This window comes from Denitrificimonas caeni (assembly GCF_905120345.1).
GTDB classification, from domain to species: domain Bacteria; phylum Pseudomonadota; class Gammaproteobacteria; order Pseudomonadales; family Pseudomonadaceae; genus Denitrificimonas; species Denitrificimonas caeni_A.
In genome coordinates this window covers 143,053-167,064 of the sequence record NZ_CAJHOA010000008.1, presented here as the reverse complement: position 1 = coordinate 167,064, position 24,012 = coordinate 143,053, and the positions used below count along the sequence as shown (strand labels likewise).

General features: G+C 47.9%; 20 protein-coding genes. 8 read left to right on the top strand and 12 right to left on the bottom strand.

Annotated features, from left to right (window positions below; translation table 11 throughout):
• Positions 1–219 precede the first annotated feature (219 nt).
• Positions 220–1,419, bottom strand: a complete 1,200-nt coding sequence (gene tyrS, locus JYJ62_RS14405) for a tyrosine--tRNA ligase (RefSeq protein ID WP_205342921.1) — start codon at positions 1,417–1,419, stop codon at positions 220–222.
• Positions 1,420–1,647: 228 nt separating this feature from the next.
• Here tyrS and JYJ62_RS14400 point away from each other — a divergent pair, with 228 nt between their 5' ends.
• Entirely contained in the window at positions 1,648–3,039 is a 1,392-nt protein-coding gene (locus JYJ62_RS14400) for a peptidoglycan DD-metalloendopeptidase family protein (protein WP_420042853.1), read from the top strand.
• A 1-nt stretch (position 3,040) separates the two neighbouring features.
• Positions 3,041–4,129, top strand: a complete 1,089-nt coding sequence (locus tag JYJ62_RS14395; RefSeq protein WP_205342919.1) for an anhydro-N-acetylmuramic acid kinase — start codon at positions 3,041–3,043, stop codon at positions 4,127–4,129.
• 7 nt (positions 4,130–4,136) lie between these two features.
• On the opposite strand, the gene erpA is transcribed toward JYJ62_RS14395, so the two are convergent.
• On the bottom strand, positions 4,137–4,487 hold the full coding sequence (gene erpA / locus JYJ62_RS14390; protein ID WP_205342918.1) for an iron-sulfur cluster insertion protein ErpA: 351 nt from the start codon (positions 4,485–4,487) through the stop codon (positions 4,137–4,139).
• A gap of 86 nt (positions 4,488–4,573) precedes the next feature.
• Positions 4,574–5,608, bottom strand: a complete 1,035-nt coding sequence (gene argC / locus JYJ62_RS14385; protein ID WP_205342917.1) for an N-acetyl-gamma-glutamyl-phosphate reductase — start codon at positions 5,606–5,608, stop codon at positions 4,574–4,576.
• Between the two features lie 113 nt (positions 5,609–5,721).
• Here argC and hemJ point away from each other — a divergent pair, with 113 nt between their 5' ends.
• Positions 5,722–6,147, top strand: coding sequence for a protoporphyrinogen oxidase HemJ (gene hemJ, locus JYJ62_RS14380; protein WP_205342916.1), 426 nt, complete (start codon positions 5,722–5,724; stop codon positions 6,145–6,147).
• A gap of 90 nt (positions 6,148–6,237) precedes the next feature.
• On the opposite strand, the gene ppc is transcribed toward hemJ, so the two are convergent.
• The 6 genes from ppc to JYJ62_RS14350 all read right to left on the bottom strand — a co-directional run bounded on the left by ppc (position 6,238) and on the right by JYJ62_RS14350 (position 14,503).
• Entirely contained in the window at positions 6,238–8,874 is a 2,637-nt protein-coding gene (ppc, locus tag JYJ62_RS14375; RefSeq protein WP_205342915.1) for a phosphoenolpyruvate carboxylase, read from the bottom strand.
• Between the two features lie 115 nt (positions 8,875–8,989).
• The gene (locus JYJ62_RS14370; RefSeq protein ID WP_205342914.1) at positions 8,990–9,298 is read right to left on the bottom strand and encodes a hypothetical protein; all 309 of its coding nucleotides are present in this window, start codon (positions 9,296–9,298) and stop codon (positions 8,990–8,992) included.
• Positions 9,299–9,389: 91 nt separating this feature from the next.
• Positions 9,390–10,892, bottom strand: a complete 1,503-nt coding sequence (gene lysS, locus JYJ62_RS14365) for a lysine--tRNA ligase (RefSeq protein ID WP_205342913.1) — start codon at positions 10,890–10,892, stop codon at positions 9,390–9,392.
• Between the two features lie 91 nt (positions 10,893–10,983).
• A protein-coding gene (gene prfB / locus JYJ62_RS14360; RefSeq protein ID WP_205342912.1) for a peptide chain release factor 2 occupies positions 10,984–12,079 on the bottom strand; the annotation gives its coding sequence in 2 pieces (ribosomal slippage) (positions 10,984–12,006 and positions 12,008–12,079; 1,095 coding nt in all).
• 99 nt (positions 12,080–12,178) lie between these two features.
• The gene (gene recJ, locus JYJ62_RS14355; RefSeq protein WP_205342933.1) at positions 12,179–13,894 is read right to left on the bottom strand and encodes a single-stranded-DNA-specific exonuclease RecJ; all 1,716 of its coding nucleotides are present in this window, start codon (positions 13,892–13,894) and stop codon (positions 12,179–12,181) included.
• 66 nt (positions 13,895–13,960) lie between these two features.
• The gene (locus JYJ62_RS14350) at positions 13,961–14,503 is read right to left on the bottom strand and encodes a YaeQ family protein (protein WP_205342911.1); all 543 of its coding nucleotides are present in this window, start codon (positions 14,501–14,503) and stop codon (positions 13,961–13,963) included.
• A gap of 273 nt (positions 14,504–14,776) precedes the next feature.
• Between JYJ62_RS14350 and JYJ62_RS14345 the strand changes: the two genes are divergently transcribed.
• Entirely contained in the window at positions 14,777–15,262 is a 486-nt protein-coding gene (locus tag JYJ62_RS14345; RefSeq protein WP_232365812.1) for a tetratricopeptide repeat protein, read from the top strand.
• A gap of 46 nt (positions 15,263–15,308) precedes the next feature.
• On the top strand, positions 15,309–16,364 hold the full coding sequence (locus tag JYJ62_RS14340) for a DUF3530 family protein (RefSeq protein ID WP_205342909.1): 1,056 nt from the start codon (positions 15,309–15,311) through the stop codon (positions 16,362–16,364).
• A 48-nt stretch (positions 16,365–16,412) separates the two neighbouring features.
• Here the strand turns inward: JYJ62_RS14340 and JYJ62_RS14335 are convergent, their stop codons facing one another.
• From JYJ62_RS14335 to JYJ62_RS14325, 3 genes are read right to left on the bottom strand one after another with little or no spacing between them, the layout of a single operon-like run.
• A complete protein-coding gene (locus JYJ62_RS14335) occupies positions 16,413–17,186 on the bottom strand; it encodes a TerB family tellurite resistance protein (RefSeq protein WP_205342908.1) in 774 nt (257 codons plus the stop codon).
• A complete protein-coding gene (murU, locus tag JYJ62_RS14330; protein ID WP_205342907.1) occupies positions 17,183–17,848 on the bottom strand; it encodes an N-acetylmuramate alpha-1-phosphate uridylyltransferase MurU in 666 nt (221 codons plus the stop codon). Before murU ends, JYJ62_RS14335 begins: the two co-directional genes overlap by 4 nt.
• A 5-nt stretch (positions 17,849–17,853) precedes the next feature.
• Positions 17,854–18,885 (bottom strand): aminoglycoside phosphotransferase family protein, encoded by a 1,032-nt coding sequence (locus tag JYJ62_RS14325; RefSeq protein WP_205342906.1) that lies wholly within the window; start codon positions 18,883–18,885, stop codon positions 17,854–17,856.
• Between the two features lie 125 nt (positions 18,886–19,010).
• On the opposite strand from JYJ62_RS14325, the gene JYJ62_RS14320 reads away from it, so the two are divergent.
• Genes JYJ62_RS14320 through pdxA form a run of 3 tightly spaced genes read left to right on the top strand, consistent with a single transcriptional unit; the run spans position 19,011 to position 24,011 of the window.
• Complete coding sequence (locus tag JYJ62_RS14320) at positions 19,011–21,749, top strand: LPS-assembly protein LptD (protein WP_205342905.1); 2,739 nt, start codon at positions 19,011–19,013, stop codon at positions 21,747–21,749.
• Entirely contained in the window at positions 21,724–23,025 is a 1,302-nt protein-coding gene (locus tag JYJ62_RS14315; RefSeq protein WP_420042852.1) for a peptidylprolyl isomerase, read from the top strand. Before JYJ62_RS14320 ends, JYJ62_RS14315 begins: the two co-directional genes overlap by 26 nt.
• A complete protein-coding gene (gene pdxA / locus JYJ62_RS14310) occupies positions 23,022–24,011 on the top strand; it encodes a 4-hydroxythreonine-4-phosphate dehydrogenase PdxA (protein WP_205342903.1) in 990 nt (329 codons plus the stop codon). The genes JYJ62_RS14315 and pdxA overlap by 4 nt, the downstream gene beginning before the upstream one ends.
• Position 24,012: the final 1 nt, after the last annotated feature.

Sequence of the window (24,012 nt, the reverse complement as noted above, 5' to 3'; positions counted from 1 at the left end):
TTGATTCAAATTGTTAAAGAACGTTTTCGTTAAGTCTTTCGATCTTAGCGAGGAGGCGTATTCTACACTCTCCGAAGCATCTGTCAAGGTTTATTTTCTGGAAGTTTTTAACGCTTCCGTCGAACTCCTAGATCTTGATTTGCTCTACTGTGCGCCTCAAGAACGCCTATAGTACAGCCTTTTTAGAAAGGCGCAATAGGCGACTTCAAAAAAATCTATTTATTCTGCCAGCAGCTTGATACGCGCAAAGCTTTTCTTCCCCGCCTGGCATACATGTTCAGCACCAAGCTTAAAGACAAACTCGCGACTGACTGCATCGCCGTCTACTCGTACGCTACCCGCAGCCAGCATATCGCGCGCACCGGCAGCGTTTTTAACCAAGCCGGCTTTATTCAAAATAGCAGCAATTGGCATATCACCTTCTGCTTTCACTACTATAGTAGGTAAATCTTCAGGAAGCTCACCACCCTGCATACGATTACCTGCAGACTTATGCGCATTAGCAGCAGCCTCTTCACCATGAAAGCGTGCAATCAGCTCCCGTGCCAACTCAATTTTGACATCGCGCGGATTAGCACCCTCAGCCACACTAGCTTTCAGCGCGTCAATCTCTTGTGCATCTCTAAAGCTCAGCAAGTCAAAGTAACGCCAAATCAGCTCATCAGGCATTGATAGCAACTTGGTATACATCGCACCTGGCGCTTCCTGTATCCCAACATAATTACCAAGCGACTTCGACATTTTCTTAATGCCGTCCAACCCTTCTAATAGAGGCATAGTAATAATGCACTGTGGCTCTTGACCATAAGCACGTTGCAACTCACGCCCCATCAGCAAGTTAAACGTCTGATCGGTACCTCCTACTTCTATATCGGCACGCAAAGCTACAGAGTCATAGCCCTGAATAAGCGGATATAGAAACTCATGGATAGCGATTGGCTGCTGGGTTGTATATCGATTACTGAAGTCTTCACGCTCGAGCATACGCGCGACTGTATAATGCGAAGCAAGACGGATAAAATCAGCTGGCGTCAACTTCTCCAACCAAGATGAGTTAAAAACAACCTCTGTTTTATCTTCATCAAGAATTTTGAACACTTGCTGCTTATACGTTTCCGCGTTTTCTAGCACTTGTTCGCGAGTCAAAGGCGGACGTGTCGCACTTTTACCGCTAGGGTCACCAATCATTCCAGTAAAGTCACCAATCAAGAAGATAATCTGATGACCTAAATCTTGCAGCATCCGTAATTTATTTATCAGTACAGCATGCCCCAAATGCAAATCAGGGGCCGTAGGGTCAAAACCTGCCTTAATACGCAGCGGCTCATTACGTTTTAATTTCTCAACCAACTCTTGCTCGACAATGACGTTGTCAGCGCCTCGCTTGATAACAGCTAATTGCTCTTCAACGGTTTTCATACCCAGAACACCACGTCTTAAAAAATAGATAGCTAGCAAGAATACTAGATAAGGAACTAAAAACAAATTGACCCATCTGACAAATAACTCAACGAGCCGCTATTTTTTTGCGTAAACTCATGGTAAAACCTGACTCAGCGCAAGTTGCAAGACATCTAGACTTGCAGTAGAAGGCTTTTACCTTATACTTTGCCCCATCGCACACAGCAGACACTTAAGACTATGCCAATAAATAACACTCCGACACAGCAGAGATACCCTAAACGTCATCTGCTTGCGGCAAGCGGAATTGCTGCATTACTCTGTCTAGTTTTGATCGTTTATCCCTCTCGTGAAGTAGAAGCCAAAAAAACTTTTATTAGTATTGAAGCCGAAGAACAAACACCTGACGCTAAAGTTGACGCCCATGAAGTGAACACCGTCACACAAACAAGCACAGTTGCGGCGGTATCGGCACCAGAAGTAGAGTTAGAAACAACAAAAGCAGAGTCAGAAACACCAACAGAATTTGAATTTCAAAAAGCGTTAACCGTGAACAGCGGGGATACTTTATCTGTCCTTTTTGTAAAAGCCGGCCTTGATAACAGCTTATTGCACAGCATCCTTTCTACCAACAAAGAAGCAAAGCACTTTACTCACCTTAAGATTGGCCAAGTCGTCACTTTTGAATTTGATGAGAGCCAAGCCCTGCAATCAGTCAGCAGCCAACTTAATCCCCTCGAAACAATATATTTAGAAAAAAAAGCAGATACCGATAGCTTTTCTTTCCGCAAAGATGTTGCAACAACACAAACCGTTGAAAAAAGTGCCCAGGGCGTTATCAAAAGCGCTCTATTTTCTGCTACAAAAAAAGCAGGCTTACCTTATGGCCTAGCACTTGATATGGCCAATATATTTGGCTACGACATCGACTTTGCACAAGATCTTCGCACAGGTGATGAGTTTGAACTGGTTTATGAAGAGAAAGTATTGGACGGTCAAGCTATAGGTACCGGCAATATTTTAGCGGCACGCTTTACTAACCGCGGCAAAGAATTCACCGCAGTCCGCTACACAGATAAGCAGGGCAATGCAAGCTACTACAGTGCTGACGGCTCAAGCTTACGTAAAGCCTTTATTCGTACTCCAGTCGATTTTGCACGTATTAGCTCACGCTTCTCTCTTGGACGTAAACATCCAATTTTAAATAAGATTCGTGCGCATAAAGGTGTTGATTATGCTGCTCCGCGTGGCACACCTATTAAAGCAGCCGGCGACGGCAGAGTGACTCTTGCAGGTCGTAAAGGTGGCTACGGTAATACTATTGTTATCAAGCATGGTCAGCGCTACCAAACACTTTATGCGCACATGCAAGGTTTTGCTAAAGGTGTGCGCGCTGGAAGCAATGTTAAGCAAGGCCAAATTATTGGTTATATCGGCACAACGGGTTTATCAACAGGCCCTCATTTGCATTATGAGTTCCAAGTCAACGGTGCTCACGTTGACCCGTTAAGCCAAAAACTACCAACAGCTGACCCAATTCACGCCTCAGAAAAACAACGCTTTACAGAGCGCAGCAAAACCTTACTGGCGACACTTGACGCTAACAAAGATACGCAGCTAGCGCTGAATCAAGAGTAAAATGCTTTACATTGGCATTATGTCAGGCACTAGCCTGGATGGGATCGATATCAGTTTGGTTGATATCGATCCTCAATGTCGACTTGTGGCAAGTCAATATGTCCCTATGCCACCACACCTCAAACAAGACCTTCTCTCCTTATGCAGTAGTGGTGCTGATGAAATCCATCGTGCCGCTTTAGCCGAACAACAATGGGCGCGACTAGCAGCACAAGGCGTTAGTAAATTACTTGCAGAGACCAACACTTCAGTCAAACTGGTTCGCGCGATTGGTAGTCATGGGCAAACTATTCGGCATGAGCCGACACTAGGCTTTACTGTACAGATTGGCAGCCCTGCATTACTGACAGAACTAACAGGCATTTGCGTCGTGACTGATTTTCGCAGTCGCGATATTGCCGCAGGAGGGCAAGGCGCACCACTAGTGCCAGCTTTCCACGAAATGCTTTTTCAGCATCAGGAAAAACCTTGCGCCATTTTAAACATTGGCGGCTTTAGCAATGTTTCTTTATTAGCCGAACAGCACGACACTTACGGCTTTGACTGCGGGCCAGGTAATGTCTTAATGGATGCATGGATTCAACATAAAAAAAACAGCCCATACGACAAAAATGGCGAATGGGGCGCCAGCGGCACTGTTAATAAAGCTCTGCTCGATGAAATGCTGCTAGAACCATTTTTTGCAACACAAGGCCCTAAAAGCACAGGTCGCGAGCTATTTAACCTAGCGTGGCTACAACGCCTACTTGCCAAACAGAACAAAATTCCTGATCAAGATGTGCAAGCGACTTTATCTGAGCTCACCGCGCAAACTATTGCCCAATCGATTAGCTTAGCTCAAGAAAACAGCAAAGCTGTGTGGGTCTGCGGCGGAGGTGCTCACAACAAAGATTTATTGAGCCGACTGTCTCGTCTGCTACCTGATTGCACTGTTGCTAGCACTGACTCTCTGGGCATTTCAGCAGACTGGATGGAAGCCATGGCATTTGCATGGCTTGCTCACTGTTGTCTTGAAGGGATCCCTAGCAATAAACCTGCAGTCACTGGCGCCAGTGGCTTACGCATACTTGGCGCCATATATCCCGCATAACACCATTTTAGACTGAAAATGATGAACCGCAGCCACAGGTAGTAGTTGCATTCGGATTATTAATCACAAAACGTGAGCCTTCTAAGCCCTCGGTATAATCAACTTCCGCGCCAGCCAAGTACTGAAAACTCATTGGATCAATAATTAGACTGACACCTTCACGGTCAATAACAGTGTCATCTTCTGCCATGTCCTCATCAAAAGTAAACCCATACTGGAATCCAGAGCAACCGCCACCCGTTACAAACACGCGTAACTTCAGACGAGGATTGCCTTCCTCTTCCACCAAGGCCTTAACTTTATTTGCTGCCCCTTGAGTAAACTGCATTGCGGCAGGGACGAAGGATTCAACACTCATTTTACTTTCTCCCAGCATCGCGCTGTAAACAACTATAAGCAATATTATCCGCTTATCCTACTAGAAAGGTCAACTATTAACAGCACCTAAGGAATTAATGCAGCTGAGAGCAAACCACTGCTTTCATCTAAACCGAACATAATATTCATATTCTGTATCGCCTGCCCTGAAGCACCTTTGACCAAGTTATCAATAGCGGACATCACCACGACTACGTCGCCGTCTTGCGGGCGTTGCACGGCGATACGACACATATTGGCACCCTTAACACTGCGCGTCTGCGGGAATACGCCAGCAGGCAGCACATCAACAAAAGGCTCATGTGCATAACGCTGCTCAAATAGCGCCTGCAAATCAACGCTACGGTCAACAACAGTTGCGTACAAGGTTGCATGAATACCGCGGATCATTGGCACCAAATGCGGTACAAATGTCAACTCAACCGGCTTACCGGCAGCGCGACGGAGCCCTTGCTTAATCTCTGGTAGATGGCGGTGACCATTCACCCCATAAGCCATCATATTCTCTGTCGCCTCACAAAATAACGAACCTACTTTAGCCGCTCGACCTGCACCGCTAACACCCGATGCGCAGCTCGCAATAATCTGCTTAGTATCAGCAAGGCCGGCCTCAACCAGTGGCAACAATCCTAGCTGCACAGCGGTTGGGTAGCACCCGGGCACAGCAATAAGATGCGCGTCTTTAATCGCTTCGCGGTTTACTTCGGGTAAACCATACACGGCATCAGCAAGCAAATGTGGTGCGCCGTGCGGCTGGCCATACCACTGCGACCACTCTTCGGCATCTTGCAAACGAAAATCGGCCGATAGATCTATCACTCGCGTGCCCGCTTGCAGTATTTCACCAGCTAAACCATGGGCAACACCATGCGGCGTTGCAAAAAACACCACATCGCAAGCCGTTAGCGTATCAACTTCTGGCACTGAAAAAGCTAATGCAGGGTAACTTTCACGTAGGTTCGGGTACATATCAGCAACACGTACGCCTTCCTCAGAGCGCGAGGTAATAATTTCGACCTGTGCATGCGGATGTAAGGCGAGCAAACGCAACAGCTCAGCCCCTGTGTAGCCCGTACCGCCAACGATTGCCACTTTAATCATGCATGCACCCTCTTTAAAATAAAATAATCTGTAACTATATAACCAACACTTTGCAGATGACACTGCATACTCTGCAGACTACCATGTACTCTCTTTTCTGCTTGGATCTGGTTATGACGTATTTGTGGATTAAGGCTTTCCATATTATCGCAGTGGTATGCTGGTTTGCCGGTTTATTTTATTTGCCGCGCTTATTTGTTTATCACGCGATGAGCACGGATACAGTGAGCCGAGAACGTTTCACTATTATGGAGCGTAAGCTCTATCGAGGGATCATGCACCCCTCACTGATCGCCACCCTAGCGCTGGGAATTTATATGTTATATATGAATCCAGCACTGCTCAAAATGGGTTGGATGCATATCAAGCTGACTTTACTGGTGCTGTTGATAGCCTATCACTTTTCCTTAGGTGCTATTTATAAACGTTTTGCCCAAGGTACCAACCAAAAAAGCCATGTCTTTTATCGCTGGTTTAATGAGTTACCGGTATTGTTTTTAATCGTGATTGTCCTGCTGGCGATTCTTAAGCCCTTTTAATCGCAGGCCTCGGCGCCAATTAGATATGCAACCTCACACAAGACACTGCCGATCAACACAAGAAAACAGGTGTTGATCGGCAGCTATTGACTAGCCTGTATTACGTAATCCCGCCGCAATACCTGCCACAGTGACCAACAACGCTTGTTCAATCGCAGGGCAAATAGCATCGCCCTGCTCTCGTGAGCGCGCGAGTAATTCCACTTGTAGCAAGTGCAATGGATCAAGATAAGTATCTCGCACACTAATCGAAGCACGCACTTGTGGATGACGCTCCAACAAGTGCGCCTCACCGGTTAGATGCAACACCTGCTCTACGGCTTGACTTAAATGCTGATACAGCTGCTCACCAAAACCACGCAACTCATCGGCTACTAAACGCTCATCGTATAAACGGGCAATCCCTGAGTCGGCTTTTAATAGCACCATTTCCAGCATATCAATACGCGCGCGAAAGAAAGGCCACTGATCACGCATCTCAGCCAACACGGGCTCCTCTTGCCGTGCGATAGCGTTTTGTAACGCAGTTTCCCAGCCAAGCCATGCCGGTAGCATCATCCGGGTTTGCGTCCAAGCAAAAATCCATGGAATCGCCCGTAAACTTTCAATACCACCGCTGCGACGACGGGCCGGGCGACTGCCTAAAGGTAAGCGACCCAACTCTTGCTCTGGCGTGGCTTGGCGGAAATAAGCCACAAACTGCGGGTCTTCACGCACCGTTTTACGATACGCAGCTAAACCATCGGCAGCCATACGTTCCATCACGGCACGCCATGAATCTTTCGGCGCAGGCGGCGGTAATAAAGTTGCTTCTAATACGGAAGCCAAATACAGATTTAAATTTTGTGCAGCAACTTCCGGCAATCCATATTTAAAACGTATCACTTCACCTTGCTCTGTGGTGCGAAAACGCCCAGCAACAGAGCCCGGTGGCTGCGACAAAATAGCTTCATGTGCAGGTCCACCACCACGGCCCACAGTACCGCCGCGACCATGGAATAAAATCAGCTCAACACCTTGCTTAGCACAGACCGCAACCAACTCTTCTTGCGCTCGGTATTGCGACCAAGCAGCCGCAGTCGTTCCCGCATCTTTAGCCGAGTCAGAATAGCCAATCATCACCTCTTGCGGGCCTTCTAAACTATTGCGGTAGTCGGTCAAACTTAACAACTGCTCAATCACTCCGGCAGCGTTATGCAAGTCATCCTGAGTTTCAAATAAGGGCGCAATGCGCATCGCACGATTGAGACCGGCTTCTTTGAGTAGCAACTGTACGGCCAACACATCAGAAGGTGCGGAAGCCATCGAAATGACATAAGAGCCTAATGAATCCGCTGAGGTTTGCGCAATAACCTTACAGGTATCCAATACGTCTTGCGTGTCAGCACTGGCGGCAAATGCGTTAGATAATAAGGGCCTACGATTATGCAACTCATTGAGCAAGAAGGCTTGCCGCTGCTCTTCATTCCACTGTGCATACTCGCCAAGACCTAGCCATTGAGTGATTTCATTTAAAGCACTGGTATGGCGATCAGCATCTTGACGAATATCCAAGCGACCTAAGGTTAAGCCAAAGGTGGTCGCACGGCGAATAGTATCCAATAAATCACCATCGGCGATTAAGCCCATACCGCACTCATGTAACGAGCGATGGCATAGCAGCAGTGGTGTTAATAATTCGTCGGTATGCTGGAAAATATCTGCTGATAACGGCGTACCAGTGGATAAGGTCGCCTGTAACTCAGCGCGAGTTTTGCGCAGACGTGCACGTAACTTTTTAAACAATACGCGATAAGGCTCGTCAGTCTCACCGACCAAGGCCATCAATTCAGGACTGGCATGCTGCATCGATAGCTCAGCAGTCAGCCGTGAAATATCACGTAAAAACAAATCCGCAGCAATCCAGCGCGCTAACAGCAGTACTGTCTTAGTGACGCGCGCCGTAACATTCGGGTTACCATCACGGTCACCGCCCATCCAAGTAGCAAAGCGGATTGGCGTTGCGGTAATCGGCAACTTATCGCCACCCGCTGCTTGTAAAGTTTTATCGACATGGCGTAAAACATTGGGAATGGCTTGCCATAATGAACGTTCAATCACGGCAAAGCCCCAGCGCGCCTCATCCACAGGCGTAGGCTGCTCGCTACGGATTTCTGTGGTATGCCAAACCTCGGCAATCAAACTGCGTAATTTCTCGATCACTTTTTCACGTTCAAGCGTGGTTAGATCACTGTGATCAAGTGCAGCTAATTGCTGGGCAATGGCATCGTACTTCATGATCAACGTACGACGAGAGACTTCGGTAGGGTGTGCGGTGAGTACCAATTCAATGTCTAGATTGGCAACCGCTTGCGATAAATCGTGTGGATTATGACCCGCGACTTGCAGTCGTTCAAGAACAGAGGCCAGCATTTGATCTTCAAAAGCAGGCGTTTCATCACTACCGCGGCGGCGCATCAAATGGTATTGATCAGCGATATTGGCTAAATTGAGAAACTGATTAAAACCACGTGCTACAGGCAGTAGCTCATCTTCAGATAACTGATCGAGGGTATCAGTCAGTTGCTGGCGGCCGTCTTCAGAGCCTCGGCGTGCTGCTTTCGCGCCTTTGCGGATGCGTTCAATTTTCTCTAAAAACTCTTCACCACGTTGCTCGCGCATGGTTGAACCAAGCAGTTCGCCTAATAAATGAACATGCTCGCGTAGACGTGAATCAATTGGGATCATACTGGCTCTCCATTGAAGTTTTCATCAGCTTGCCGAGTTATTCAGCATCTAGCAAGAAATCTTTAATGTTCGTAGCCCAATCAATCATCTGTAGAAACGTGCTTAACACATACCGTTATTGTGGAGAAAACTCACAACGGACGGCACGTTTTTTATCATCAACTAAAACGCCAGTTAAACCTTTTTGCTGAGTATCAAACAGCACAACAATACCATCCATACACTGGGCAATTTGCTCCGCAGGCTTTAATGAAGCTTTGTAATCTTCACCTGGGATGGTTTTTAGCATGGTGTACTCGGCAAGCAACAAAGCATCAGCAGGTCTAGCCATATGCAAATAGCCGTAATAGCTTAAAATCGCAACAGTACCGAGGATACTGGCAATACCGGTAGCAATCAGTGGCCGAAAGTCGCGCTCACTCATAGTGACTCCATAACGTTAATAATAGTAAGAATCCAAACTTAGCGCCTCAGCAGCACAAACATCCATTGCTGAGGCTGCCAAGACAAACAAATTAATGCTCTGGACGCATATGCGGGAATAAAATCACATCACGAATCGAGGCTGAGTCAGTCAAAAGCATGACTAAACGGTCGATACCAATACCCTCACCAGCAGTCGGTGGCATGCCGTATTCAAGTGCGCGAACGAAGTCAGCATCGTAGTGCATGGCTTCATCATCACCAGCATCCTTATCAGCGACTTGCGCCAAGAAACGCTCTGCCTGATCTTCTGCATCATTCAGCTCAGAATAGGCATTAGCAATCTCGCGACCACCAATAAATAATTCAAAACGGTCAGTAACATTTGCATCATCATTGTTGCGACGTGCTAACGGCGACACTTCAAATGGATAGCGGGTAATAAAAGTGGGTTGCTCAAGCTGATGCTCAACCGTCTCTTCAAAGATCATGGTTTGCAGCTTACCGATACCTTCAAAACCCATCACTTTAGCACCATGCTTTTTAGCTAAAGCGCGCGCTGTATCGATATTTTCCAGCTCGGCAGCAGTTATTTCTGGATTGTATTTCAAGATGGAATCAAACAGCGAAATACGTTGGAACGGCTCACCAAAGTGGAAAATCTTGCCTTGATACGGCACATCGGTGCTACCAAGGACTGCTTGCGCCAGCTCACAGAACAGCTCTTCCGTCAGATCCATATTGTCTTCGTAATCGGCGTACGCCTGGTAAAACTCAAGCATAGTGAATTCTGGGTTATGTCGCGTAGAGACACCTTCATTGCGGAAGTTACGGTTAATTTCAAACACGCGCTCAAAACCACCGACCACCAATCGCTTCAAATACAACTCAGGAGCAATACGCAGATACATCGGTAAATCGAGTGCATTGTGGTGCGTTTCAAACGGTTTCGCCGCAGCACCACCTGGAATGGTTTGTAACATCGGTGTTTCGACTTCCAAGAAGTCACGTTCAGTTAAGAAGTTACGAATATGAGAGATCACTTTAGAGCGCACTTTAAAAGTGTCACGTACTTCGTCATTAACAATCAAGTCAACATAACGCTGACGATAACGCTGTTCAGTATCAGTTAAACCGTGGTGTTTATCGGGTAAAGGACGCAGTGATTTAGTCAGTAGCTGCACCTGTTGCATATGCACATACAAATCACCTTTACCTGAACGCGACAAAGTACCTTCGATGGCAATAATGTCACCCAGATCCCACGTCTTAATTTCAGCCAGTTTTTCTTCCGACAAACTCTTACGATCAACATACGCCTGCAAGCGTCCGGTCATATCTTGTACGACCATAAAAGCACCGCGATTGAGCATAATACGTCCAGCAATTTTCACCGGTATCGCCGCGCTATTTAGCTGCTCTTTGTCGTCATCGGCATACTTTTTCTGAATATCGGCGCAATAATGATCGCGACGAAAATCATTCGGAAAAGCATTGCCCTTAGCACGCTCGCTCGCTAGCTTTTCTTTACGCAAGGCGATTAATTTATTTTCTTCTTCTTGCAACTCATGCGGGGTTTGCGCTTGTTCGCTCATGATCGGTATCCACTATTTTATTCAGGTCGCTGCTAGCGACTGTAGGCACTCTATATGGTGCTGATTGCAGCATTGGCATTGCCACCGCTGATCAAAGTCCTTGTTTCAGACTCGCCTCTAAAAACTGATTGATGTCGCCATCCAACACGGCGTCGCAGTTACTTTCTTCAACGTTGGTGCGCAAGTCTTTAATACGCGATTGATCAAGCACATACGAACGAATCTGGTGACCCCAGCCAATATCCGACTTACTGTCTTCCAGTTCTTGTGAGGCAGCACTGCGTTTTGACAACTCCAACTCGTAGAGTCTGGCGCGGAGCATTTTCATTGCAGTATCGCGGTTAGCATGCTGGGAGCGCTCGTTCTGGCAACAAACCACAGTATTGGTCGGAACGTGAGTAATACGTACGGCAGAGTCAGTGGTATTGACGTGCTGACCACCGGCACCTGAAGAGCGATAAGTATCAGTGCGCAAGTCGGCTGGGTTGATATCAATTTCAATATTGTCATCAATCTCTGGCGAGACAAATACGGCAGTAAAGGACGTGTGACGACGATTGCCTGAATCAAACGGGCTTTTTCGCACGAGTCGGTGTACGCCAGTCTCGGTACGTAACCAGCCAAAAGCGTATTCACCTTTAATATGTAAGGTCGCTCCTTTAATCCCTGCCACATCACCTGAGGACAACTCCATAATGGTGGCTTCAAAGCCGTTATGGTCAGCCCAGCGCAAATACATGCGCAGCAAAATATTAGCCCAATCCTGTGCTTCAGTACCGCCAGAACCTGCTTGAATATCTAAATAGGCATTATTGGCATCCATTTCGCCGCTGAACATCCGACGGAACTCGAGCTTGCCCAGTTGCTCACCGAGTCGAGTAACCTCTGCACGGACTTCTTCTACAGCGTCCTCGTCATCTTCTTCAACGGCCATTTCTAGCAGTTCTTTCGAGTCAGCAACACCGCTTTCAAGGTTATCTAAGGTTTCTACCACTTGCGCCAGTAATGAACGCTCACGACCTAAATTTTGCGCGTATTCTGGATTATTCCAAATCGCTGGGTCTTCTAGCTCACGCTCGACTTCAGTTAGACGCTCGTGCTTGGTAGCGTAGTCAAAGATACCCCCGAATGACTTGCGTACGCTCTGCTAAGTCATTGATGGCTTGATGGATTGGATTGACTTCCATAACAGACAATTCTCGCTTGATTGAACACTATAAAAACGCCGATTATACCCGAATAAAGACATGCTGTGCGCGGCTCAGCGGCTCAGCATGTGCTTTTGTTTAACGCGGACTGATACTGGAAACCATCAGCTGCAAACTTTCATTCCCACGGAACTCATTAATATCTAGGGTATAAGCAACTTGTGCATCTTGAATATTGGGATTAGGCCAAATATCCAGATCAATATTAAAAGCAATGGCGTCCACTGGCGGTGCGTTTTTGCCGCTTTGCAAGACAAGTTTTAAATGCTTTTCGCCCACCAGTCTTTGACTAAGTATTTTAAAATCACCATGAAACAGCGGCTCAGGAAAACGCTGCCCCCAAGGTCCAGCATGGCGTAGCTGCTGTGCCAGCTGCATATCAAATTCATCTGCAGCCAAACTGCCATCTGAGTAAATTCGCCCGGTTAAATCATCGGCCGTCAGCTGACGGCGCACTTCCGCATCAAACGCTTTAGCAAAGGCTTCATAATGCACTTGCTGCAAGGTCAAGCCTGCGGCCATAGCATGTCCACCGAACTTACTGATTAACTCAGGAAAGCGGGCAGCGATGGCATCCAGCGCATCACGAATATGCAAGCCAGCCACCGAGCGCGCTGAGCCTTTTAACTGCCCCTCACCGGCGTCAGCAAAGGCAATCACTGGGCGGTGATAGCGCTCTTTCATCCGTGAGGCTAAAATACCAATAACCCCTTGGTGCCATTCAGGCTCAAATAGACACAAGCCAAAGGGCAAGTTGTCCAAGGGTAAGTCTTTAAGCTGGACTAGCGCTTCACGCTGCATCCCTTGCTCAATCTGTTTGCGATCTTGATTGAGTTGATCCAGCTGTTGCGCACGCTGCATGGCACCATCAAAGTCCTCACACAACAGGCACTCAATCCCTAAACTAATATCATCTAAGCGCCCTGCCGCATTCAAACGCGGACCAACAATAAAGCCTAAGTCAGTCGATACGAGGCGGCGGTGATCGCGGCGCGCGACGTCTAATATGGCGCGCAAACCGGGGCGCGCCCGTCCAGCACGAATCCGTGCTAAACCTTGGTGCACTAAAATACGGTTATTAGCATCCAACGGCACCACATCAGCCACGCTACCCAAGGCGACCAAATCTAACAGCTCAGCTAAGTTAGGCTCTTTAATGGTCTGTTGCTCAAACCAACCGATGCTACGCAAATACGCACGCAAGCCCAGCAACACATAAAACATCACACCCACACCGGCCAATGCTTTACTAGGGAACTCGCAACCGGGCTGATTGGGGTTAACAATGGCATCAGCAATCGGCAACTCAGCACCCGGTAGGTGGTGATCAGTGACGATCACAGTTAAACCTGCGGCTTTCGCAGCCGCGACACCTTCAATACTGGAGATGCCGTTATCCACCGTCACCAACACATCAGGTTGACGCTGCAGAGCTACCGCAACAATTTCCGGAGTGAGTCCGTAGCCATAATCAAACCGATTGGGCACTAAGTAATCGACATGCGCAGCACCGAGCATGCGCAAACCCAGCATACCAACGCAACTGGCCGTAGCACCATCGGCATCAAAGTCGCCAACAATAAGAATGCGCTGGCGTTGCTTTAGCGCTTGCGCCAGCAGTTGTACAGCCTGATCCATACCTTTGAGCAAATGGGTCGGCAATAAACGCGCTAAACCCTTTTCTAACTCATCAGCACTCAGTACACCACGCGCCGCATAGATACGGGTTAACAGAGGCGGGATATCACCTAAATCAGGCAAAACAGCAGGTAGCGGTCGTTGTTCTATACGCATCACAATGTACTTACTCTTTTTTATCCTGAGCTAAAATAATTCAGGCAGTCTTCTGAGTACGGTCGCTTAGCCGCGCTCGCCGTGCAGCCATTCCAACTCAATCGTATGCTGGCCACGCTCATCAGTAATAAACACATCACCATCACTGATCATCACGCTCCAATTAATCGTGCGTGGTAGGTCTGTCGCTAAATGGGTCAAAGACTCTTGACTAATCGCTAAGACATTTAAGTTTTTCAAACTACGGACTTGGTCTAACTCTTTACTGACCCAGGTACGCAAACTGCCATAGGCTAAAACACTTAAACGCTCACCGCGACGTGAACACCAAGTCATACGCTCAGCCGTCGGCTGGCCCACTTCAACCCAGTGCAGAATACGGCCATCCAAACTTTTCTCCCACACTGCCGGCTCGTCAACATTAGACAATCCACGGCCAAACTCAATATGCTCAGCATGCCAAAGAGTCCGCGCTAACAATCGCGCCAGTAAGCGCTCGGCTGTTTCTGAAGGATGACGTGCCATACTAAAGCGCATAGTGTCATACACATTGCGGTCCATATCGGTTAGGTTCAACTCAACTTTATAAGGCGTGGCTTGCAGAGCCATAACGGTGTTCTCTAGAGGCTATCAAAGCGGTCAAGTCTAACCTGTTCTCGCACTCTGTGCTGCACGCCAATAACGGGGCTACAATCTAGGCATACCCAAGGCATTGACATTAAACAAGATAGATCCATGCTAAACGGTGGTCTTTGCACAAGTATATGTCGCATAATGTGCACTGCGATGCACCAGCAGGACTCAATAGTTATTTTTCGTGTACGGAGCTCGATAACTGTAATGATTAGTTTTAGCCGTTTTATGCTGTTCATCGGCTTTTGCATGTCCTCGATTATTGCCAACGCAGACGATAACTCGCTTATTATTCCAATGACCCAACAATGCACCTTAGAGCGCATCGCTGCTGAGCCGAAACAAGCCCTTGAAGAATGCTTAACCTTTGCTCAACTGGGTTACGTTGATGCGCAATTTGTGCTCGGTGAGTATTGGTATCAAGGCCAACAGGCACCGCGCGACTACCAACAAGCACTGAAATGGTTTGAGCAGGCCTCAGTTCAAGGCCATGCCCTCGCTCAATTACGCTTAGGTACAATGTTCTACCGTGGCGAAGGCGTGCCAGCCAACAGTATTCAAGCCTATATTGTGCTGAAAATGTCAGCGATCAATGGTTCAGATGAGGCACTCGACAGTGCCGATCGAGTCGCCGCACAAATGCAAAGCAGTGAGCTCCTCGTTGCCAACCAAGTACTGGCGCAAATTTTTCGCAGTTACTTGCTTGAATTAAGCAGCGAGAACTACACTCCATAAGCACTTTTGCACGACATCTGCCACATACTGCAACTGAGGGACAGACATGTCAGCGTTTTATAGTGCTTTGTTGGTCTGTATTGGCGGGCTGTATTCTGCAAGCGGCCTCGCGAATACTGAGCCAGCGACAGCAATAGAATCGCCAGCTCTTGAGGTAAAAAACACTGCTCGAGAGCCTGCACTCGGCCGTAACGTGCTCGCTGCTCAAGCGGTGCAACTCGGCCCAGAAGCCAAGCAACTGATTGATCTGACAACGCCCGTCGAACACTTCTCTGCGCTATTCTTAGCGGCCAATGTTGCACAACCGCGTGGCATAGTTATTTTACTAGCAGGTGCCGAGGAGAGCTTTGACTGGCCAGAGGTGATTGGCCCACTGCGCAGAAAACTCCCAGATGCTGGCTGGCATACCTTAAGTCTTAATCTGCCCGAACCACCACCCAACACGCTAACGTCTAACAAAATTATTGCTGACCCGGTCGCCGAACAAATCCCAGTACTACCGCCAACACCACTACCAGAGCCTGAAGAAACTGAGTCTATTGATGACGACGAACCTATAGAACCAGAGCCTGAGCCTGAAGAAGAATTAGCACCAGAGCCAACTGATGAAGTAGCGGTCGAGACGGACAACGCCAAATCCGAGCCTGCCCCACTCGAACCTATAGTCATTCCAGAGTATCCACAGCGTATTAGCAATCTTCTTGATGCCGCCGTGGCCTATGGGCAAACAATCGGCGCCACAGAAATTATTCTTCTCGGTCATCACGAAGGTGCACACTGGATTCTTGATTATCAAAACCAGCATGCCGCAACGCTGCCCACTCGACTGGCGATGATTGCAGCGCGCAGCACCTATTTAATAGATCGACCCTACGAAACATTGATTGCGGCCAATACCCAGCCTCTTGCAGACTTTTATTACAAGATCAATGTTATCGAGCAGCAAGCAGCACAACAGCGTTTAGCAGCCAGTCGCCGTGCCAATCGTAAAACGTACCAACAAATTGGTTTAACCACTGCATCAGGCGTTCAGGCGATTGAGCAAGAGCGTTTGTTTCGTCGTGTTAAAGGCTGGCTTAACAAAGCCAATCCTGTTCAGTAATATTCAGTGTGATATGCACAGGACATATAACAGCGGGCTAAAACGCTTTTAACCTTGCAGGTGTTTGCGAATCACTGCGTAAGCATTATGCAACGCACGGGTTTTTTCTGTAGCGGCATGCACTTGCGCTGGCGGCGCACCTGCACCGATCAGCTTATCGGGATGAGACACACTGACCTGCCGTCGATAAGCTTTTTTAATTTGCGCTAATGACGCCGTACGACTCACCCCTAATAACTGCAAAGCTGCATTCAACTCATTGACGGCTGATTTCACGCCCCTATTGCCGCGTCGTGACTGTGCTTCGATACGCGCAAAGGTTTCTGTTGAGCAATTAAGCCAATCAGCACACTGCTGCAAAATGCGTTTTTGCTTAGCTGTTGCTTGCCCTTGTGCAAATGCCATACGCCAACCGGCCAACAACAGACGCTCAGAGCGCTCAGCAGCAGAATAGTGAACTTGTAAGCTGCTACGCAAATCCTCGAGGCGACAATCTTTACCTTGTGAAAAAGCAACTATAGCCGCTTTTTGAGCAGCATCTTTGAGTTGCAAACGCTGCATTTCAAATCGCGCTGCTTGAATATGCTCGGGACTGACGCGACCGGTGCTTTTTGCCATATGCCCTAATAGCATAAAAAAAACCGACTGCGCATCAAGTGTGGTTTTGTTTCGCAATGACAGACGCACCCGCAACTCAGCCCAGCTTTTTATAGCTAAATTACGATCAATAATACTGCCGATCAACAACCCTAATAACCCGCCGGGTATATGCGCGATGGCCAACCCCGTTAGGCCACAAGCAATCGTCGCCGGCCAAATCATAGGCTTGCCAGCAACGCTTCAGCGGCGGTTAGACGCTCTTGCGTGCCAACATCAATCCAGTGCCCGGCAAAATGCTCACCACTGACCTGTCCTTGCGCAATCGCTTGGCGCAACACCGGCGCTAATTTAAACGCACCGCCAAAACAATCAGCAAACAACTGCGGATGTAATACCGCAATACCACTGTAGGTTAGAGTGGCTGCGGCATCTGGTGCTAGCACGCGATTCTGCTGCAAAGAAAAATCACCTTCAGGATGGTGCTCTGGGTTATCCATCAACACTAAATGCGCCAAGCCTTCGAGCGGCTGCTGCAAAGCAGAGAAATCATAATCGGTCCAAATATCACCATTGACCACCACAAAAGGCTTATCACCTAAATATTTTAACGCTTGCAAGATACCCCCGCCTGTTTCCAGCGGCTGTGTCTCAGGAGAGTATTGAATATGCACGCCAAAACGCTCGCCATCCCCCAAATGGGCCTCAATTTTTTCACCTAACCACGCGTGGTTAATCACCACCTCGCGAAATCCAGCCCGCGCTAAAGCACGCAAGTGGTACTCAATCAATGGCACACCTGCCACCTGAATCAGTGGCTTAGGTGTATGCAACGTCAAAGGACGCATGCGCTCACCTTTACCGGCAGCTAAAATCATGGCTCGCATAGTATTTATCTCGCTACAGGAAAACTGGCTAACAATTGAGCTAAAGGAGCAAGCGCAGATTGGCGCTCAATCACCTGTTGTAAGTAATTAAAAAAACGGGGGACATCAGCAAGGTAACGCGGTTTGCCATCACGGTGACAAATTCTGGAAAAAATGCCAATGACTTTAAGGTGCCGCTGTGCACCCATTAAATCACAATCATACTGAAACGCATCGAACGTCTCGGGTACAGCAATATGATGTGCTTGCGCTTTTTGCCAATACTGCTGCAACCAACTTTGCACCCGTTCTTCTGGCCAACTGATAAAGGCATCTTTAAATAAGCTAGTAATGTCATAACTCACTGGCCCCTGCACAGCATCCTGGAAATCCAACACGCCTGGGTTGGGCATGCTAAGCATCAAATTACGCGGCATATAGTCACGATGCACCAATACCTGAGCTTGCTTAAGCGCATTTTCAACCAAGATATCGCAGGCCTGTTGCCATAAATACTCTTGCTGCGCCGTAAAGGTAATTCCCAGCTCATGCTGTACATACCAATCAGGGAACAGTTGCAACTCTCGACGCAAAATGACCTCATCGTAAGCAGGCAACTGCACATCCTGCACAGAAATTTTTTGCAGGGTGATTAAAGCATCAATGGCTAAAGAAAAAAGCTCATTAGCATTATCCTGATTAAGCACTTCAAGCCACGTCTGTTGACCCAGATCAGAGAGGACCAAGAAGCCTTGTTCAAGATCTTGCGCCCAGACTTTAGGGACATGCAAACCACCTTGCGCTAACAGGCTCGCCATCTTCACAAAAGGATGACAATCCTCCTGCGGCGGTGGCGCGTCCATCAAAACCAAATCAACAGTCTCTGAGTGCCAACGAAAATAACGTCGAAAGCTTGCATCACTACTGGCTGCTTGTAGACTATTTACGGTAGTCTCTGTTAAGCCTGCTTGCTGAGCAATACACGGTAATTGTTTAGCAAACCAGTGCGTTAACGCTTGTAAACGGCTATCGTCTACATTTATATGTTGATTCGGCATGGTAATTCTCCAACGGTGCTAGCCGTTCTGTAGGGCATGCTTTATTATCGCTGATCTTTTCCAGCCCTTCGAGAGGCATGCTAGGTATTTAATCACCAAGCGCATGCGGGAAGCACGGACACACTATGGCAGTTAATTATATTTTTCGTAAAAAATTTCCCATACTTGCAACTGGGACATTCTGTATTCTACAGCCTTTGTTCAGTAGCAGTATCATCGCAGCACAGCAATATGATTGTAACGTGGGTGCGAGTGGTAGCTGGGTCTGCACATCACAAAGCAATCAAGCAGCACTACCTCCACGTCCAGAACGCATAGGACTGACAAGTACTGCCAAACAAGCCAGTAGCGAAACTAAACCCGCAGCAAAACGCGTGAGCCCTATAAGTACTCAAGTGTATCGCAGTGAAGAATTCAGTTATTTGGACTGGGTACCACGCGACCAACTGAGTACAGAACAACTGGCCGAAGTTGGACCCTATTGCAGCGGCAACTATATTGAACCCATGCGCCCAGGCATGGACGATACAACAGCGTTCAAAGATGCGCCTTTGTATATCAATGCCGGCGCAACACGCTATGAGCAAATCACTGAAACCGCAACCCTAGCCGGTGATGTGATAATACGACAAGCCAGTCTGCAAGTTGAAGCCGATGAAGCAAACTTGTACCAACAAGACAATCTGGGCGAACTCAAAGGCAATGTGCGCTTACGTGATCGCAATACCCTTATTGTCGGTGATCGAGCTGAGCTGCAACTGGATAACGGTGAAGCAAAAATTGAAAATGCCGAATATGTTATGCATACCGGCAAAACTCACGGTAATGCACAGTATATTAAACGCCACGAAGATGGCGTTATCCGCCTTAAAGACGGTACTTATACTCGCTGCGAGCCGGGAAGCAATACATGGAAATTAAAAGGTAATAACGTCACTCTTAATCCAGAAACTGGTTTCGGTAGTGCAACCAATGTCACCTTACGCATAAAAGACGTACCCGTTTTTTATACGCCTTATATTTATTTCCCGATTGATGATCGTCGGCAGTCCGGTTTTTTACCGCCCAGCATCAGCTACAGTAACCGTAAAGGCGTAGACTTAACCACACCCTATTACTTCAACTTAGCACCGAATTTTGACGCAACGCTATACCCAAATTATATGAGTAAACGCGGTTTACTGACTGAAGGTGAGCTCCGTCATCTGGGTAAAAGCAGTGAAAGCCGATTCGGTGGTGCTTGGCTGAGCGACAGTGAGGACGAACGCAAACAGCAGTCTGAATATAAGAAAGATCGCTGGATGTATACGTTGCAACATGAGCAAGGCTTTAACTCGCGCTTACTCGGCGAAGTTGACTACACTGATATCAGTGACCCTTACTACTTCCAAGATTTACGTAGCAATATCATTGCTGGATCCAATGAAACTCTGGATCAAAAAGCCGGCTTGACGTGGCGTGGTAATAACTATTCTGCCAAGTTTGGTATGCATGCCTATGAAATGGCTAACATCACTGATATCACGCCCTATGATCGCTTACCACAATTCAGTTTAGCGGGTGTACTGCCCTATCAGCCCGCGGGTTTGCAGATGTCCTATAATACTGAGTGGACGCGTTTTGATCGCTCACTTAGAAAAGGATTGTTCAGCGATAAAGACGGCATCGTTACGCCATGGAACGATACCTTGCTACAAGGTTTAGATCGTGCCAATGGCGATCGCCTGCATATTGAACCGGCGCTCAGTCTGCCTATGAACTGGGATTGGGGCTTTATTAAGCCTGCAGTTAAATATGCGTACACACGCTATGACCTGACTTTAGACAGCCAAGGTAAATCCACTTTAGCCAATCCTAAAAAGTACAATAGCAGTCCAGATCGTAGCGTTGCGATGTACAGCGTTGACAGTGGCCTGTACTTTGACCGTAACAGTCAGTGGTTTGGTAAATCGTACCGTCAAACCTTAGAACCACGTTTGTTCTATTTGTATGTACCCAATGAAGAGCAGTCTGATCTGCCTCTCTTTGATACCAGTGAGACGCAATTCAGTTATGCCAGCCTGTTCCGTGATAACCGCTTTAGTGGTCATGATCGCATCGGTGATAGCAATCAGCTATCCTTAGGTTTAACCAACCGCTGGCTAGAGAGTAACGGTTTTGAGCGGCAGCGCTTAAGTGTCGGTCAAGCCTACTACTTTGCTGACCGTAAGGTGTTATTGTCGGGTAAGAACTACAAAGATTTCGCAGAGAACACCAGCACCCGCTCACCCTACGCCATGGAATACATGTACCAGTTCAATCGTGACTGGCGCGTGAATGCCGATCTGATGTGGGATCCTGATACACACCGCACTCGCTCCGGTAGCACCATGTTGCATTATCAACCTGAGGAGAACTTAAACAAAATTGTTAACTTCGGTTATCGCTACCGCAATGATGGTAATCACTACAACTTCACCACCGGTCGCTGGGAGTCAGGCAGCAGTGATTACACTGATGCAAGCGGTCGTGTTTATAAAGACTTTTACAAAATTGAGCAAACAGATGCTTCAATTATGTGGCCAGTGCTACCGCAATGGAACGCTATTGCGCGCTGGCAGTATGACTACAACCGCAACAGCACACTGGAAGCCTTTGGTGGCTTTGAGTACGACAGCTGCTGCTGGAAATTACGCTTAATCAACCGCTACTGGGTTGACTATGACGAGCGCTCCATGTCGCCACAAGACAACCGCCGAGGTGATCACGGAGTATTCCTCCAGATCATCTTAAAAGGTTTAGGTGGTGTAACCGGTAACAAAGTAGAGACATTCCTAGATGAAGGCATCCAAGGCTACCGTGAACGTGAAAAAAATGCTTATTAAACCCCTATCTGCGTTATTACTGGCCAGCAGCTTGCTCGCCAGTCATGCATACGCAGCCGAGCAAAAGCTCGACCGTGTGGCAGCTATCGTTGATAGCGATGTTGTCATGTATAGCCAATACCAAACACGTCTTAAAGATGTGCAGCAAACCATCAGTAAACGTGGTGTAGAGCTGCCAACAGAGGATGTGCTGCGCCAGCAAGTCATGGAACGCCTGATCATTGACGCGATTCAGTTACAAATTGCTGAGCGTTCAGGTATTCGTGTGAGCGATGAAGAGCTCAGCACATCTATGGCAACCATTGCTGAACGTAATGGTTTAACTCAGCGCGAGTTTGAACAAGCCTTAGTCAACGATGGTTTAACCTTGCAAGATGCGCAAGAGCAAATCCGTCAAGAAATGCTGATCAGCCGAGTACGCCAATACCGTGTGGCTGAACGTATTCAAGTCAGCGATCAAGAAGTACAAAATTTCTTAGATTCAGACTTAGGCAAAATACAGTTAGCAGAAGAGTTTCAACTGGCTAATATTCTGATTCCTGTGCCTGATGGCGCAACGCGTGATGAATTAGATAAAGCGCAAAAAACCGTGGCTACCGTGGTTGAGCAATTAAAACAAGGCGGTGATTTTGCTAAATTAGCCATCACGTATTCAGCCAGTGAAAACGCTTTAGAAGGTGGTGAAATGGGCTGGCGTAAAGCTGCGCAATTACCGCCACCTTTTGACCGCATGCTCGCGACCATGGCTGTAGGCCAAGTCACCGAGCCATCACGTACGGCTGGCGGCATTATTATGCTCAAGCTACTGGATAAGCGCGGTGGTGATGTGGTGTACCGTGATGAAGTGCATGTCCGCCATATTTTGCTCAAGCCAAGTGAGATTCGTAGCCCAGAAGCCACGCAACAATTGGCTGCACGTCTGTATGAGCGACTACGTAACGGTGAAGACTTTGCTGCGCTGGCTAAAAAATTCTCTGAAGATCCAGGCTCTGCACTGAATGGTGGTGATCTAAAGTGGGTTGACCCTAATTCATTAGTGCCCGAGTTCCGCGAAGAAATGGCGCGCATCTCCATTGGTGAGCTATCAAAACCTTTTGCCAGTCAGTTTGGTTGGCACGTACTGCAAGTACTGGATCGTCGCAGCACCGATAGCAGCGAGCAAATGCGTGAGCAACAAGCAATGAACCTGTTGCGCAACCGTAAGTACGATGAAGAGCTGCAAACCTGGTTACGCCAAATTCGTGACGAAGCTTATGTGGAGATTAAAGACTTATGACTTTGCGCTTTGCTTTAACACCAGGAGAACCGGCGGGTATTGGTCCTGACTTATGCTTGATGCTCGCACATGAAGTGCAGCCTTACCCAGTGATCGCCATTACCAATCGCCAACTGCTTAGCGAGCGCGCAGCGCAGCTGGGTTTGCAAGTGCAATTACTCGATGTGCAGCCTGATGAGTGGCCTGATAAGCCAGCCCCAGCAGACAGCCTCTATGTGTGGGATACACCACTCTACGAGCCTGTTGTCACCGGCCAATTGAATCAAGCTAACGCGCAGCACGTTTTGGAAACACTGACCCGTGCCGGCCAAGGCTGTTTAGATGGCGTATTCAGTGCAATGATCACCGCACCGGTACACAAAGGCATCATTAACGATGCGGGCGTACCGTTCTCGGGTCACACTGAGTTTTTACAAGAGCTGACCAAGTCACCACAAGTAGTGATGATGCTGGCGACCCACGGTTTACGCGTGGCCTTAGTCACTACGCACTTACCCCTGCGGGATGTCGCCGACGCGATTACCAGCGAGCGCGTAGAAACCATCACACGTATTTTACATGCTGACTTACAACAGAAATTTGCGATCAAAAAACCAAGAATTCTAGTGTGTGGGCTCAATCCACATGCGGGTGAAGATGGCCATTTAGGTCGCGAAGAGTTGGATATTATTCAACCAACGCTGGAGCGCTTACGCGCTGAAGGTATGGATCTAGTCGGCCCATTACCTGCTGACACTTTGTTTACGCCCAAAAACCTTAAGCAATGTGATGCCGTGTTGGCAATGTACCATGACCAAGGTTTACCAGTGCTTAAGCACCGCGGCTTTGGCTCAGCAGTCAATATCACTCTAGGCATGCCGATTATTCGCACCTCGGTGGATCACGGCACAGCGCTGGATCTGGCTGGAACAGGTGAAATCGATACTGGCAGCTTACATATTGCTCTAGAGACAGCCTATCAAATGGCAGCGAGCAAACCTGCTTAAA

Bases quoted from the DNA above. Each gene is read 5' to 3' on its own strand.
- pdxA (WP_205342903.1), top strand. From the start codon at position 23,022: ATGACTTTGCGCTTTGCTTTAACACCAGGAGAACCGGCGGGTATTGGT.
- murU (WP_205342907.1), bottom strand. From the start codon at position 17,848: ATGCGAGCCATGATTTTAGCTGCCGGTAAAGGTGAGCGCATGCGTCCT.
- JYJ62_RS14335 (WP_205342908.1), bottom strand. From the start codon at position 17,186: ATGATTTGGCCGGCGACGATTGCTTGTGGCCTAACGGGGTTGGCCATC.
- ppc (WP_205342915.1), bottom strand. From the start codon at position 8,874: ATGATCCCAATTGATTCACGTCTACGCGAGCATGTTCATTTATTAGGC.
- argC (WP_205342917.1), bottom strand. From the start codon at position 5,608: ATGATTAAAGTGGCAATCGTTGGCGGTACGGGCTACACAGGGGCTGAG.
- JYJ62_RS14325 (WP_205342906.1), bottom strand. From the start codon at position 18,885: ATGCCGAATCAACATATAAATGTAGACGATAGCCGTTTACAAGCGTTA.
- JYJ62_RS14320 (WP_205342905.1), top strand. From the start codon at position 19,011: ATGGCAGTTAATTATATTTTTCGTAAAAAATTTCCCATACTTGCAACT.
- JYJ62_RS14345 (WP_232365812.1), top strand. From the start codon at position 14,777: ATGTCCTCGATTATTGCCAACGCAGACGATAACTCGCTTATTATTCCA.
- JYJ62_RS14350 (WP_205342911.1), bottom strand. From the start codon at position 14,503: ATGGCTCTGCAAGCCACGCCTTATAAAGTTGAGTTGAACCTAACCGAT.
- JYJ62_RS14340 (WP_205342909.1), top strand. From the start codon at position 15,309: ATGTCAGCGTTTTATAGTGCTTTGTTGGTCTGTATTGGCGGGCTGTAT.
- erpA (WP_205342918.1), bottom strand. From the start codon at position 4,487: ATGAGTGTTGAATCCTTCGTCCCTGCCGCAATGCAGTTTACTCAAGGG.
- hemJ (WP_205342916.1), top strand. From the start codon at position 5,722: ATGACGTATTTGTGGATTAAGGCTTTCCATATTATCGCAGTGGTATGC.
- JYJ62_RS14395 (WP_205342919.1), top strand. From the start codon at position 3,041: ATGCTTTACATTGGCATTATGTCAGGCACTAGCCTGGATGGGATCGAT.
- lysS (WP_205342913.1), bottom strand. From the start codon at position 10,892: ATGAGCGAACAAGCGCAAACCCCGCATGAGTTGCAAGAAGAAGAAAAT.
- recJ (WP_205342933.1), bottom strand. From the start codon at position 13,894: ATGCGTATAGAACAACGACCGCTACCTGCTGTTTTGCCTGATTTAGGT.
- tyrS (WP_205342921.1), bottom strand. From the start codon at position 1,419: ATGAAAACCGTTGAAGAGCAATTAGCTGTTATCAAGCGAGGCGCTGAC.
- JYJ62_RS14370 (WP_205342914.1), bottom strand. From the start codon at position 9,298: ATGAGTGAGCGCGACTTTCGGCCACTGATTGCTACCGGTATTGCCAGT.